The following is a 13,695-nucleotide window of genomic DNA, read 5'->3' on the forward strand; positions in this document are numbered from 1 at the left end:
ATATCCCCAGCAGCCTCCGCCATTTAGGGCGGAGCGCCCAGGGATTAAGGATTTATATTAAATTATTCTTTCGTAACTACCTGTTCTTCATTTTGCGTTTCCGGAGCGATTGTCAATGATTCAGCCTGCTGAACATCATCTTCATCTTCCAGGTCGCGCATTTCAATTTCTTCTTCATCGCCAGAAAGGATCTTAACATCCATACCTAAACTTTGAAGTTCTTTGATTAGTACCTTGAATGATTCCGGTACGCCCGGTTCAGGAACATTCTCGCCTTTGACGATTGATTCGTAAGTCTTAACACGTCCAACGACGTCATCGGACTTAACCGTTAAGATTTCCTGAAGTGTATAGGCAGCACCATATGCTTCAAGTGCCCAAACCTCCATCTCACCGAAACGCTGTCCGCCAAACTGAGCTTTACCGCCCAATGGCTGCTGCGTAACAAGAGAGTAAGGTCCTGTTGAACGGGCATGGAGCTTATCGTCAACCATGTGCGCCAGTTTGATCATATACATGACACCTACTGATACGCGATTGTCAAACGGCTCGCCTGAACGTCCATCATAAAGGACAGTCTTAGCATCACGCGCCATGCCTGCTTCTTCGATCGTTGCCCATACATCTTCCTCGCGGGCACCATCAAATACAGGAGATGCTACGTGAATGCCCAATGCTCTGGCAGCCATACCAAGGTGAAGCTCAAGCACCTGTCCGATGTTCATACGCGATGGAACCCCGAGAGGGTTTAACATGATGTCTACTGGGGTGCCATCCGGCAGGTAAGGCATGTCTTCTTCCGGTAAAATACGGGAGATAACACCTTTGTTACCGTGGCGTCCGGCCATCTTGTCACCTTCAGAGATTTTACGCTTCTGAACGATATATACACGCACAAGCTGGTTAACACCTGGAGGAAGCTCATCTCCATCTTCTCTGTTAAATACTTTAACATCGAGTACGATACCGCCGCCGCCGTGTGGCACACGAAGGGAAGTATCGCGGACTTCACGAGCTTTTTCACCAAAGATTGCGTGCAATAGCCGTTCTTCAGCTGTTAGTTCCGTTACCCCTTTAGGAGTTACTTTACCAACAAGAAGGTCGCCATCTTTTACTTCCGCACCTGTGCGGATAATTCCGCGTTCGTCCAGATTGCGCAGTGCATCTTCCCCAACGTTAGGGATATCTCTTGTGATCTCTTCAGGTCCAAGCTTTGTATCGCGTGATTCTGATTCATATTCTTCAATATGGATAGATGTATAAACATCATCTTTTACGAGGCGCTCACTCATAATGATCGCATCCTCGTAGTTATATCCATCCCATGTCATAAACGCGACGAGAACGTTGCGTCCAAGCGCTAATTCACCAAGTTCCATGGAAGGTCCGTCAGCAAGGATTTCTCCTTTAGTTACACGGTTGCCTACAGCAACGATTGGGCGCTGGTTGTAGCAAGTTCCCTGGTTGGAACGGATGAATTTAAGCATTCTGTATTTATCAAGATCGCCTTTAACTTCCTGGCCATCCACGTTTTGAATGCGGCGAACCCAAACTTCGCGAGCTTCTACGTGCTCAACGATCCCCTCATGCTTACAGATGACTGCAGCACCTGAGTCTTTACCTGATACATATTCCATACCAGTACCAACTCTTGGCGCTTCCGGCTGCATCAAAGGCACAGCCTGACGCTGCATGTTCGCTCCCATCAGGGCACGGTTGGAGTCATCGTTTTCCAGGAATGGGATACATGCCGTCGCAGCAGAAACTACCTGTTTAGGCGATACATCCATGTAGTCAACACGGTCTCGCTTCACAACTGTGTTTTCACCTTTGAAACGGGCAACTACTTCTTCGTCAAGGAATGAGCCATCGTCACCAAGAAGTGCATTCGCCTGGGCCACTACATAGTTATCCTCTTCATCAGCTGTCAGATAGTCGATGCGGGATGTAACTTTTCCGGTCTCAGGGTCAATTCGGCGATACGGTGTTTCGATAAATCCGAAACGGTTTACCTTCGCAAATGAAGATAAGGAGTTAATCAAACCGATGTTTGGTCCCTCCGGCGTTTCAATCGGACACATACGGCCATAGTGAGAGTAGTGAACGTCACGTACTTCGAAGCCGGCACGTTCACGTGTCAGACCACCAGGTCCTAACGCAGAAAGACGGCGTTTATGTGTCAGTTCAGCGAGCGGATTTGTCTGGTCCATGAACTGGGACAACTGCGAGCTTCCAAAGAACTCTTTAATTGACGCAATAACAGGACGGATATTAATCAGCTGCTGAGGCGTAATGGTATTTGTATCCTGGATGGACATTCTCTCGCGGACCACACGCTCCATACGGGAAAGACCGATGCGGAACTGGTTCTGCAATAGTTCTCCGACTGAACGAAGACGTCTGTTTCCAAGATGGTCGATATCATCTGTATCTCCTACAGAGTGCAGAAGGTTAAAGAAATAACTGATTGAAGCAATGATGTCAGAAGGTGAAATGTTTTTCACTGCTTCTTCAACATAAGCATTGCCAATTACATTGATGACTTTTTCGCCATCTTCATTAGGCGCGTAAATCTTAATAGACTGAAGCAGCACTTCATCATCTACAACTCCGCCTAAAAGGCTTACGGTTTTAAAGCCGATATCCTTCTCCAGGTTAGGAAGGATCCGGTCTAAAGTGCGGCGGTCAAGCGTAACGCCTTTTTCCGCAATGATTTCGCCAGTTTCTGGATCCACAAGCGTTTCAGCCAGTTTTTGACCGAACAGGCGATTTTTGATATGAAGCTTCTTATTGATCTTATAGCGTCCAACATTCGCCAGGTCATAGCGCTTTGGATCGAAAAATCTTGAGACAAGCAAGCTTTTCGCATTTTCAACCGTTGGCGGTTCGCCCGGACGAAGGCGCTCATAAATTTCAAGCAGCGCTTTCTCTGTACTTTCAGTATTATCTTTTTCAAGAGTGTTGCGAATGTACTCGTTGTCTCCAATCAAATCGATGATCTCTTGATCAGAGCCGAACCCAAGTGCACGCAAAAGAACCGTAACGGGCAGTTTCCGAGTACGATCTATTCTGACGTATACGACGTCTTTGGCATCTGTTTCATACTCAAGCCAAGCGCCGCGGTTCGGGATTACGGTTGCTGTAAAGCCTTTTTTCCCGTTTTTATCAAGCTTTCCACTGAAATATACGCTCGGTGAACGTACTAACTGGGATACAATGACACGTTCCGCTCCGTTAATAACGAACGTACCTGTCTCTGTCATAAGCGGGAAGTCACCCATAAAGACATCCTGGTCTTTAACTTCGCCTGTTTCTTTGTTTACAAGACGCACTTTCACACGTAAAGGTGCAGAATATGTAACATCTCGTTCTTTCGATTCCTCAACGGAATATTTTGGTTCGCCAAGGCTGTAATCAATAAATTCAAGCGACAAATTACCAGTAAAGTCTTCAATCGGAGAAATATCATGGAACATTTCTCGTAAACCCTCATCAAGAAACCATTGATAAGAAGAGGTTTGGATTTCGATTAGATTTGGTAATTCTAAAACTTCACTGATTCGTGCGTAACTTCTACGTTGGCGGTGTCGTCCATACTGAACTAGTTGACCTGTCAACTGATTCACCCTCAAATCAAGCGTTATTGTTGCTAATAGCAATTTATATCATCTTATAAGAAAAGCTATAGAGCGCCTGCCTATCGGCAACAAGCAAAAGAGCCGGAACCGATGGCGCAAAGTGCCGCCAGCGAACTGGCTTAGAAGCTGGACTTTTCCCGAAAAAGTACAGGGACATAAGCCAAACCTCCATTCTTATAAGACAAAAAGAAAAAGGGTTTTCACTTCAAAAACCACATTTTCACAATACGACTATTATTTTGTTAGCTTTCCCATTAAAACCAAATTTATACAACTATTAGATAAATTTAGTTATAAATAGAAATATAATATGTTGGCATTTTACAATACTATCATAGCAAAAAAGTCAAGTCAATCTTTTTTTGCTCTTAAAATAAAATAGCCTTTTTTCTTTTCTGCTGTCTCTACTTCACCGAATAACTCTGTCAGTTTATCTATGGCAGATGGTGCACCCTGCTTTTTCTGGATGACAACCCATAGCTCACCTCCAGAAATCAGCGAATGAAAACTTTGTTCAAATATATCATGAACAACCTTTTTCCCGGCGCGGATCGGCGGGTTTGTCAGAATGGCCGCAAACTTATTTCCTTTTGTATTTTCAAGGCGGTCACTTTCATAGATTTGCACATTTTTAATGCCGTTCAATTCAGCATTTTCTTTCGCAAGTCCAAGCGCCCTCTCATTTACATCAACCATATGAACTGTCCGTTCAGGCATCAGCTTTGCTGCAGTCAGCCCAATGGGCCCGTATCCGCAGCCTACATCAAGAATGTTACCTTCAGCTTCCGGCTCTTCAAAAGTCTCAATTAATAACCTTGAACCAAAATCCACTTCACCCTTTGAAAAAACACCATTATCTGTTTTAAATCGGAATGGATACTCCTTTAGAGTATAACTCCAGGTTTTAGGGCTGCTTTCAACTTTTTGCGTTTGGGAATAGTAGTGTTCAGACATGAAATCACCTCCAGGGAGAATATATAAGAAGAAAATAGGAGAATCACAATTAAGTGGTTTCGAAGGAATTATATAGGATTGCCCATCAAAAAGCAAAAAGTAAACAGAAAAGCAGAAGCGCCCTTCCCTTCCCCGACACCTCGAGGGAACAGGCTCCTCCGTAACACGATGCTTTTAGTCGTACGATGATAAAGCTGACGAAGCGTTCCTTGTTTAGCTGGACAGTACCTTCAGATTAAAGTTATAGATTTTACAGCAAAACAAAAAGCCCGCTTAAGCAGCGGACTTTTCATAAATGTTATTACTTAACTTCAACGCCAGCTCCAACTTCTTCAAGCTTAGCTTTAACTTCTTCAGCTTCTTCTTTAGAAACGCCTTCTTTAAGAGCTTTTGGAGTGTTGTCAACAAGTTCTTTTGCTTCTTTAAGTCCAAGACCTGTGATTTCACGTACCACTTTGATAACTTTGATTTTTTGGTCGCCTGCAGAAGCAAGAACAACGTCAAATTCAGTTTTCTCAGCAGCAGCGTCTCCACCAGCAGCTCCGCCCATTACAGCTACAGGAGCAGCAGCAGTTACACCAAATTCTTCTTCGATAGCTTTTACTAAGTCGTTAAGTTCTAAAACAGTCATATTTTTAACTGCTTCAATGATTTGTTCTTTAGTCATGATTATGTTTCCTCCTTATTTTTGGTTTGAATCTATTAGTTTAACGCTAAAATCAACTTACGCGCCTTGTTCTTCTTTTTGATCTGCAACAGCTTTTGCAGCAAGAGCAAGATTGCGGATAGGTGCTTGAAGTACGCTGAGTAGCATAGAAAGCAAGCCTTCGCGTGATGGTAGTTCAGCAAGAGCTTTGATATCTTCTACTGAAGCGACATTTCCTTCGATTACACCTGCTTTAATTTCAAGTGCTTCATGCTTTTTCGCGAAATCATTAAGGATTTTCGCTGGAGCAACTACATCTTCTGTGCTGAACGCGATTGCGTTAGGTCCAGTTAAAGCTTCGTTTAAACCCGAAAGTTCAGCAGCTTCAGCAGCACGGCGAGTCATTGAATTCTTGTATACTTTGAATTCCACGCCAGCTTCACGAAGCTGTTTACGAAGTTCAGTAACTTCAGCAACAGTAAGACCACGGTAGTCAACAACAACTGTTGATAAACTTGATTTAAGCTTATCAGCAATTTCTTCTACGATTTGTTTCTTTTGTTCGATAACGCTGCTCATCCTTACACCTCCTGTAGAATTTCTACATTCATACCGTCCAATAAAAAACCTCCACGACTTTGCAGACATGGAGGAAGTATACAATAGCAAGAAAAAGCAATTCTATCGTAATACCTCGGCAGGAAATTAAGCAATTAAGCACCTGCTGTCTACGGCACAAATGTTATTATATTTTAACAACAAAATACATATTACAGCATGTATTTTAGAATGTCAATTGTTATTATTTTACTGCAACAGATGAAGGATCTACTTTTACGCCAGGTCCCATAGTAGAAGTAACAGAAACGTTCTTCATGTAAGTTCCTTTAGCAGCAGCAGGCTTCACTTTCATCATTGTATCGAAAATAGTGTTGAAGTTTTCAACAAGCTTTTCGTCTTCGAAAGATACTTTACCGATTGGCACGTGGATGTTACCAGCTTTGTCAACACGGTATTCAACTTTACCTGCTTTGATTTCGTTAACTGCTTTTTGAACGTCAAAAGTAACTGTGCCAGTCTTAGGGTTTGGCATTAAGCCTTTAGGTCCTAATACGCGGCCAAGTTTACCAACTTCACCCATCATGTCAGGTGTAGCAACGATTACATCAAAGTCGAACCAGCCTTGGCTGATTTTGTTGATGTATTCAGAATCACCTACGAAATCTGCTCCAGCAGCTTCTGCTTCTTTCGCTTTTTCACCCTTAGCGAAAACAAGAACGCGCTGAGTTTTACCAGTTCCGTTTGGAAGAACAACTGCTCCACGGATTTGCTGGTCAGCTTTCTTAGGGTCAACTCCTAGACGGAATGCTACCTCAACAGTTGCATCAAATTTTGCAAAATTAGTTTTCTTCGCAAGTTCAATCGCCTCAGCAATTGGGTAAGCTTTTGAAGAATCAACAAGCTTCACAGCTTCTGCGTATTTCTTACCTTTTTTAGCCATTTTTATTTCCTCCTTGATTGTGGTTTTAGCGGAATAACCTCCCACGAGTAAAAGCGGAGGCGCCTCGGTCAGCCCCGACAAGCATAAGACGAGCCTCACTGAAAGGTGATCTTTACCTTTCCGGGAGGATTAGCTTATGACTCGAGGGGCTAGGCGCCGCAGCTAGACACTAAAAGCGGAGGCGCCTCGGTCAAAGGCGCCTGCTCTAGACAGAACAAAGGTTGCGAGTGAAACAAAATTCAGCGTCGCAACCTCATCCCTAAATCTGCTTCGTGCATGGATTAGTCCTCGATAACTATACCCATGCTGCGTGCAGTACCTTCAACCATACGCATTGCAGCTTCTACACTAGCAGCGTTTAGATCAGGCATCTTTGTTTCAGCAATCTCGCGTACCTTGTCACGCTTGACTGTTGCTACTTTATTACGGTTTGGTTCACCAGAACCAGACTCGATTCCAGCCGCTTTCTTAAGAAGAACTGCAGCAGGAGGAGTTTTCGTAATAAATGTAAATGAACGGTCTTCAAAAACCGTGATTTCAACAGGAATGATTAAGCCAGCTTGTTCAGCTGTGCGAGCGTTAAATTCCTTACAGAATCCCATGATGTTAACACCTGCTTGACCTAGTGCCGGTCCTACTGGTGGTGCAGGGTTTGCTTTACCTGCAGGGATTTGCAGCTTTACAAGTTTGATTACTTTTTTAGCCACGAGACACACCTCCTTAAAGTCCGTGATGTGGTAATAGGGAAAATTCCCTCCCACTCAACTTATAGTCTTTATATTAAGATAAAGAACTTTTAACAATTGTCCAGTCTCTTTGTCCGAGACATACTGACCTTTGAAATATTATCACTTTTCAAAGGCAATTTCAAGTTTTTTTACAAAGATATATAAAAGTACTTTCAGCAGACTGCTTCTTACAGTTTTTCAATCTGTGAAAAATCTAGTTCAACCGGAGTGTCACGGCCAAACATGTTGACAAGCACTTTAATCTTCGCCTTATCTTTATCAATATCTTCAATGGTGCCTGTGAAGTTCGCAAACGGACCTTCTTTCACCTGAACTGTTTCACCGATCTCAAAGTTGATATCAAAGCGTGCTTCTTCAACACCCATATGCTTAAGGATGTTCGTAACTTCTTCCGGCAATAGTGGAGTCGGCTTTGATCCAGAACCTGCTGAACCTACGAATCCAGTTACACCCGGAGTATTTCTTACTACATACCAGGAATCATCCGTCATCACGATTTCTACTAGTACATAACCAGGGAAGACTTTGCGCTTCACTACTTTTTTCTTGCCGTTTTTCAATTCTGTTTCTTCTTCTTCCGGAACTACCACGCGGAAGATCTTATCTTGCATACCCATTGATTCAACACGTTTCTCCAGATTGGCTTTGACTTTATTTTCATAGCCGGAGTACGTATGAACAACATACCAATTCTTTTCCATTTACGAGGACTTGTTCGTCCTTCCCTCCCTGTATTCAACAATTTATTATTTTTGACCAAATTAAAAAACCCGTTTCCGGGCTTTGCAAATGTTTCCTGTGTTATTCTCCATTATACCATGGAAACTCAGGGGTTATTCAAGAATTAAACGAATCAATTCAGAAATTCCCAGGTCAATCACCGCAAAAAACAGAGCGAAGAACGTAACCGTAGCAAGAACGGTAACAGTATAGTTTGTCAGCTCTTTGCGTTTAGGCCAGCTGACCTTTTTCATTTCCCGGCCAACTTCACGGAAAAAATTCACGATGCGCTGCATTTCGTAACCCCCAACTTTCAAGAGATGTACCCTTTAACAAGAAGCGAAAGCGGCTTCAAAATCAGACCAATCTTCCAGTCTGCATAAAACGCTCAGGCTTCTGCTATTAAAAGAGCAAACTTCTTATCTATATAATCACTTTGTTTCTTTATGGATCGTATGAGCGCTGCATGTGCTGCAGAACTTCTTCAGTTCCAGCCTTGCAGAATCATTTTTGCCCGCAGTGGAATAATTTCTGGAACCACATACAGAGCAAGCCAAAATTACCTTTTTAGTCATATTTCCACCTACTAAGTCACATTACGCCCTTAAAACTTTAACACGCACCCCAAAACATGTCAATAACTGCAAAAAAAGCAAGGTGTTGGGAAATTCTGTCTATAGGGAAAATTCACGCACTTCCAAATATCTTTCCAGCTTTCTTTTCACCCGCTGCAGGGCGTTGTCAATCGATTTAACATGGCGGTTCAGTTCTTCGGAAATTTCCTGATAGGACTGCCCATCCAAATAAAGGGCAAGCACCTTTCGTTCAAGGTCACTCAGAAGCTCTGACATTTTCACTTCAATGTGATCAAATTCTTCCTGGTTGATAATAAGCTCTTCAGGGTCCATAACCTTCGCCCCAGAGATTACATCCATAAGCGTCCTGTCCGATTCCTCATCATAAATGGGCTTGTCCAAAGACACATAAGAGTTCAGCGGAATATGCTTTTGGCGGGTCGCTGTCTTGATGGCGGTTATGATTTGCCTGGTGATGCACAGTTCGGCAAACGCTTTAAATGAAGACAGCTTATCCTCTTTAAAATCGCGGATCGCCTTGTATAAGCCGATCATTCCCTCTTGTACAATATCTTCTTTATCTGCGCCAATCAAAAAATAGGATCTTGCTTTTGCCCGGACAAAATTGCGGTACTTATGAATCAGATAATCAAGGGCCTCACTCTCGCCCTTATGCACGAGCTCAACTATTTCTTCGTCCTCAAGCTGGATAAAGTCTATAAGATTTTCGTCGATTGTCTTGAAGTCAGCACTCACTAGGATCCCCCGACCGTACAAGCATGGTTAGAAATATTATACAGCACGGATTTTTCAAGCGTCAACCGCTCATTGTCCTCCTCTGCGCCATTTTTCAAAAATTTCTGCCACTTCATCACTGAGAGGTATCTTGGATACAGGCTTTTTCTGCTGAATTTTTTTACTTTTTTCGATGCTGCTTTCAATCAAATTCATTTCATTGAGCAGCTCCCTTGCTGATTTTCTTAGAGCTCCCTGGCCAAATATGACCCATTGCTCTGTGAAATCGGAGGTTGCCACATGAATTTGGGTTTTAATATTACTGAGATCAATAGCCAATTTTTCAATGCGTTCATCGGCCGTCTCATTATTTCTTGTAAAAATAACTTCGACCTTTGAATCCTTAAACTTTTTTCCGTGCCCTTTACATAATGGGCATCAAACACGATAATCACTCTGTACCCGGAATATCCCTGGTACTCGGCCATTTTTTCAATCAGGCGGTCTCTTGCTGACGATAAATCCTTGTTTTTGAGCTCCCTGAGTTCTGGCCAAGCACCAATTATGTTGTATCCATCAACAAGAAGGATGTCCATTTCTATCCCTCAAGCGGGTGCCGTTTCCGATAAACCTCATACATGAGCAGCGCAGCAGCAACTGATGCGTTAAGGGAAGTAACGTGTCCAGCCATCGGCAGGTTAATAAGAAAATCACATTTATCGCGAATCAGGCGGCCCATCCCTTTACCTTCGCTTCCAATTACAAGACCTAAAGGCATCGTTCCATCCATCTGACGGAAGTCTTGTTTCCCTTTTGCATCGGTACCGGCAATCCAGACGCCTCTTTCTTTTAATTCATCAATTGTTCTGGCCATATTCGTAACCCGGACAACCGGGATATACTCGATCGCTCCTGTTGAGGCTTTGGCTACTGTTGCCGTGAGCCCGACCGCTCTTCTCTTCGGAATAATGATCCCGTGCGCCCCGACTGCATCTGCGGTTCTCATGATGGAGCCAAGATTATGGGGATCTTCTATCTCATCCAGCAGCAAGAAGAAAGCTGCTTCATTTTTCTTTTCTGCAGCAGCAAACAAATCATCGATTTCTGCATATTGATAAGCAGCAACCTGTGCGATAACACCCTGATGATTCCCCTCTGCCATCCCATCTATTTTTTCTTGGGAACGAACTGGACCAGTACCCCGGCGGACTTCGCCAAACCGATTACCTGCTGCATCTGCCCGCTTTGCGAACCTTCTGCAATGAATATCTTATTAATATCCCTCTCTGACTTTAATGCTTCAATAACGGGATTTTTCCCGATGATAAAATCCTGGCTCACTTTGCCGCTCCTCCTTTCCTTTTCTCAACTAAATGTATGGATTCCAGAATCAGCTCTTCCATCCGCTCCTGTCTTTTCGACAAAAACAGATAGCCGATAAGAGATTCAAAAGCTGTGCTGTATCTGTATGTTTGGACATCTGTATTTTTCGGCACCGATCCGGACTTTGCATTTCGCCCCCTCCGGACTACTGCCAGTTCTTCCTCCGTCAGCCGTTCAGAGTCAATTAATTCATGAATGATTATGGACTGGGCTTTTGCAGAAACATATCGGGTTGCCTCCTTATGGAGAAAATGGGGCCGAACCCGTCCATTCTGAAGGAGATGGTGGCGTATATAGGTTTCAAATACCGCATCCCCCATATACGCCAAGGCAAGACTATTCAATTGTTTTTCATCTATTTTGTTTTCATAGTGAAGCATTGCTTAGCCTCTTTTCCATCTGATTCCCTGCGGTGTATCTTCAAGGATAATATTCATCTCTTTCAGCTGATCGCGGATTTTGTCTGCCAGTTCGAAATTACGCTCTTTTCTGGCCTGCTGCCTCTGCTCAATCAGCTGTTCGATTTCCTCATCCAGAAGGTCAGCATTTGTTTCTTCAAGAGAAAGGCCCAATACGTCAAACAGCGTTTCGAATTCTTTCGTGAAAGCATCAATCACTTCAACAGCTGTGTTTTTCTCCATCAGATAATAATTCGCAAGCTTAGACAGTTCGAACAAAATAGATACGGCATTGGCTGTATTGAAATCATCATCCATATCTTGAATGAACTGTTCATGTAGAGAGGTTATTTTATCCAGCCACTCCTGATTATTATCAGTCAGGTTCACACTTGCTTCTTTGCGATGCTGCAAATTGTGATAAGACGTTTTAATGCGCTCGAGCCCTGTACGGGTATTTTCAAGAAGCTCATCACTGTAGTTAATCGGATGTCTGTAATGTACGGACAGCATGAAAAATCTTAGAACCTGCGGGTCATGCTTTTGGATAATGTCATGAACCAGGACGAAATTCCCCAGTGATTTAGACATTTTTTCGTTGTCGATATTAATATAGCCATTGTGCATCCAATAGCGGGCAAACGTTTTGCCTGTCAATGCTTCCGATTGGGCGATCTCATTTTCATGATGCGGGAAAGACAGATCCTGTCCGCCGGCATGAATATCAATTGTGTCCCCGAGGTATTTCCTTGCCATAGCCGAGCACTCAATATGCCACCCCGGCCTTCCCTGTCCCCAAGGGCTCTCCCACGCGATTTCCCCTTCCTTCGCTGCTTTCCAAAGAACAAAGTCGAGAGAATCCTGTTTCTTTTCGCCGACTGCAATGCGGGCACCGACCCGCAACTCATCAATGGACTGATGGGACAGTTTTCCGTACTCATCGAACTTACGGGTATGGTAATAAACATCCCCTTCTGATTCATACGCGAAGCCTTTATCAATCAATGTCTGGATAAACTCAATAATGATATCGATGCTTTCTGTCACTCTCGGGTGGACATCAGCCTTTCTGCAGCCCAGTGCAGAAACGTCTTCGAAGTAGGCATTAATGAATCGTTCCGCGATGCTTGGAACATCCGTTCCCAGTTCATTGGCTACGCGGATCAGCTTATCATCCACATCAGTAAAATTGGATACATACTGAACATCGAAGCCGCGGAATTCAAGATATCTGCGCACAGTATCAAATACAATTGGCGGGCGCGCATTCCCTATATGGATATAGTTATAAACGGTAGGACCGCACACATACATTTTCACTTTTCCCTCTTCTATGGGAATAAAATCTTCTTTTTGACGAGTAAGTGTATTATAGATTTGAATGGCCATGAATCTGGCTCCTTTCTTTCCTCAACGTTTCGACTTCGCCTTTTAATTCCTGCAGCTCCTTCTCCAATTCCTTAAACCGGTCTGCAATTGGATCGGGAAGATCACAATGATTTAAATCCTTGCTAATTTTTACTCCATCCCGGACTTTCACTCTTCCAGGAATGCCGACTACGGTTGAATTGGGCGGAACCTCATGAAGGACAACAGAGCCTGCCCCTATCTTAGAATTCTCTCCAATAGTAATGGAACCCAAAACCTTCGCACCAGTCGCGATCAGCGCGTTGTCCTTAATTGTAGGATGCCGCTTGCCTTTTTCCTTTCCGGTTCCCCCAAGTGTCACACCCTGGAAAACAGTTACATTATCACCGATTTCACAAGTTTCCCCGATGACAACCCCCATGCCATGGTCGATAAAAAAGCGTCTGCCGATCTTAGCTCCAGGGTGAATTTCAATTCCTGTGAAAAAGCGGCTGACCTGGGAAACAACTCTTGCAAGAAAATAAAACTTCCTTTTAAAAAGTGCGTGGGCTATGCGATGCGACCAGACAGCATGCAATCCTGAGTATGTTAATACTACTTCCAAATAACTTCTTGCTGCCGGATCCTGTTCAAATACCACTTCGATATCTTCCTTCATTCTTGCAAACATTGTTCATTTCCCCTCCCGACATAGATCTCGATCTCTTTTTTTATTTTTCTAAAGCTTTTCCCCTATAATATTTCTCCGCCCATAAAAGTAGGTTTTAAAATATAAAAAAGCGCCTCTGCCACAATCGGACAGAGACGCTTTATGCGCGGTTCCACTCTGTTTAGGCTTCAGAAGCCTCAACTTTAACTTGTTAACGGATAAGTTCCGCTCAAATCTACTAGGAAACATGGGCATCCGTTCAAATTGAGGCTCTGAGGCGCACTTCGGAAAAAGGAGAGGCTTAAACCACTTTCAGCCGGTGATGGTTCTCTCTAAAAAGCATCTTTTTTCTTACTTTTCCTCTTCAACACTTTTCGAT

General features: G+C 43.5%; 13 protein-coding genes, 2 pseudogenes and 2 other annotated features. All 15 genes and pseudogenes read right to left on the minus strand.

Features of this window, described 5'->3' with window-relative positions; genetic code table 11:
• Positions 1-62 precede the first annotated feature (62 nt).
• A complete protein-coding gene (rpoB, locus tag M5V91_RS21755; protein ID WP_026041789.1) occupies positions 63-3,617 on the minus strand; it encodes a DNA-directed RNA polymerase subunit beta in 3,555 nt (1,184 codons plus the stop codon).
• A gap of 372 nt (positions 3,618-3,989) precedes the next feature.
• Positions 3,990-4,592 (minus strand): class I SAM-dependent methyltransferase, encoded by a 603-nt coding sequence (locus tag M5V91_RS21760; protein ID WP_009336553.1) that lies wholly within the window; start codon positions 4,590-4,592, stop codon positions 3,990-3,992.
• 301 nt (positions 4,593-4,893) lie between these two features.
• Complete coding sequence (gene rplL / locus M5V91_RS21765) at positions 4,894-5,259, minus strand: 50S ribosomal protein L7/L12 (RefSeq protein ID WP_009336551.1); 366 nt, start codon at positions 5,257-5,259, stop codon at positions 4,894-4,896.
• 57 nt (positions 5,260-5,316) lie between these two features.
• Entirely contained in the window at positions 5,317-5,817 is a 501-nt protein-coding gene (rplJ, locus tag M5V91_RS21770; RefSeq protein WP_009336549.1) for a 50S ribosomal protein L10, read from the minus strand.
• Between the two features lie 33 nt (positions 5,818-5,850).
• Positions 5,851-5,990: a sequence feature (ribosomal protein L10 leader region), on the minus strand.
• A 50-nt stretch (positions 5,991-6,040) separates the two neighbouring features.
• Entirely contained in the window at positions 6,041-6,784 is a 744-nt protein-coding gene (gene rplA / locus M5V91_RS21775; RefSeq protein WP_026041788.1) for a 50S ribosomal protein L1, read from the minus strand.
• Between the two features lie 236 nt (positions 6,785-7,020).
• Positions 7,021-7,446, minus strand: coding sequence for a 50S ribosomal protein L11 (rplK, locus tag M5V91_RS21780; RefSeq protein ID WP_009336545.1), 426 nt, complete (start codon positions 7,444-7,446; stop codon positions 7,021-7,023).
• 209 nt (positions 7,447-7,655) lie between these two features.
• A complete protein-coding gene (gene nusG / locus M5V91_RS21785) occupies positions 7,656-8,189 on the minus strand; it encodes a transcription termination/antitermination protein NusG (protein WP_009336543.1) in 534 nt (177 codons plus the stop codon).
• 132 nt (positions 8,190-8,321) lie between these two features.
• Positions 8,322-8,504 carry a preprotein translocase subunit SecE gene (gene secE / locus M5V91_RS21790; RefSeq protein WP_009336541.1) on the minus strand — a complete coding sequence of 61 codons (183 nt, stop codon included), beginning with the start codon at positions 8,502-8,504 and terminating at the stop codon, positions 8,322-8,324.
• Between the two features lie 135 nt (positions 8,505-8,639).
• Positions 8,640-8,783, minus strand: a complete 144-nt coding sequence (rpmG, locus tag M5V91_RS21795; protein WP_009336538.1) for a 50S ribosomal protein L33 — start codon at positions 8,781-8,783, stop codon at positions 8,640-8,642.
• A 99-nt stretch (positions 8,784-8,882) separates the two neighbouring features.
• On the minus strand, positions 8,883-9,539 hold the full coding sequence (gene sigH / locus M5V91_RS21800; RefSeq protein WP_009336536.1) for an RNA polymerase sporulation sigma factor SigH: 657 nt from the start codon (positions 9,537-9,539) through the stop codon (positions 8,883-8,885).
• A 69-nt stretch (positions 9,540-9,608) separates the two neighbouring features.
• A pseudogene (locus tag M5V91_RS21805) lies at positions 9,609-10,114 on the minus strand (NYN domain-containing protein).
• 2 nt (positions 10,115-10,116) lie between these two features.
• Positions 10,117-10,859, minus strand: a pseudogene (rlmB, locus tag M5V91_RS21810) (23S rRNA (guanosine(2251)-2'-O)-methyltransferase RlmB).
• Positions 10,856-11,281 (minus strand): Mini-ribonuclease 3, encoded by a 426-nt coding sequence (locus M5V91_RS21815; protein ID WP_019382778.1) that lies wholly within the window; start codon positions 11,279-11,281, stop codon positions 10,856-10,858. The pseudogene rlmB and the gene M5V91_RS21815 overlap by 4 nt, the downstream one beginning before the upstream one ends.
• A 3-nt stretch (positions 11,282-11,284) precedes the next feature.
• Positions 11,285-12,688: a cysteine--tRNA ligase gene (cysS, locus tag M5V91_RS21820; protein WP_009336528.1), complete on the minus strand. Its 1,404-nt coding sequence runs from the start codon at positions 12,686-12,688 to the stop codon at positions 11,285-11,287.
• Positions 12,669-13,337 (minus strand): serine O-acetyltransferase, encoded by a 669-nt coding sequence (cysE, locus tag M5V91_RS21825; RefSeq protein ID WP_009336526.1) that lies wholly within the window; start codon positions 13,335-13,337, stop codon positions 12,669-12,671. The genes cysS and cysE overlap by 20 nt, the downstream gene beginning before the upstream one ends.
• 127 nt (positions 13,338-13,464) lie before the next feature.
• Positions 13,465-13,693, minus strand: a binding site (T-box leader).
• Between the last annotated feature and the right edge of the window lie 2 nt (positions 13,694-13,695).

The sequence above is a fragment of the Cytobacillus pseudoceanisediminis genome (assembly GCF_023516215.1).
Taxonomy (GTDB): domain Bacteria; phylum Bacillota; class Bacilli; order Bacillales; family Cytobacillaceae; genus Cytobacillus; species Cytobacillus pseudoceanisediminis.

Excerpts from the sequence above, each read along its gene's own strand:
- M5V91_RS21760 (WP_009336553.1), bottom strand. The coding sequence starts at position 4,592 with ATGTCTGAACACTACTATTCCCAAACGCAAAAAGTTGAAAGCAGCCCT.
- cysS (WP_009336528.1), bottom strand. The coding sequence starts at position 12,688 with ATGGCCATTCAAATCTATAATACACTTACTCGTCAAAAAGAAGATTTT.
- rplJ (WP_009336549.1), bottom strand. The coding sequence starts at position 5,817 with ATGAGCAGCGTTATCGAACAAAAGAAACAAATCGTAGAAGAAATTGCT.
- rplL (WP_009336551.1), bottom strand. The coding sequence starts at position 5,259 with ATGACTAAAGAACAAATCATTGAAGCAGTTAAAAATATGACTGTTTTA.
- M5V91_RS21815 (WP_019382778.1), bottom strand. The coding sequence starts at position 11,281 with ATGCTTCACTATGAAAACAAAATAGATGAAAAACAATTGAATAGTCTT.
- cysE (WP_009336526.1), bottom strand. The coding sequence starts at position 13,337 with ATGTTTGCAAGAATGAAGGAAGATATCGAAGTGGTATTTGAACAGGAT.
- nusG (WP_009336543.1), bottom strand. The coding sequence starts at position 8,189 with ATGGAAAAGAATTGGTATGTTGTTCATACGTACTCCGGCTATGAAAAT.
- secE (WP_009336541.1), bottom strand. The coding sequence starts at position 8,504 with ATGCAGCGCATCGTGAATTTTTTCCGTGAAGTTGGCCGGGAAATGAAA.
- rpmG (WP_009336538.1), bottom strand. The coding sequence starts at position 8,783 with ATGACTAAAAAGGTAATTTTGGCTTGCTCTGTATGTGGTTCCAGAAAT.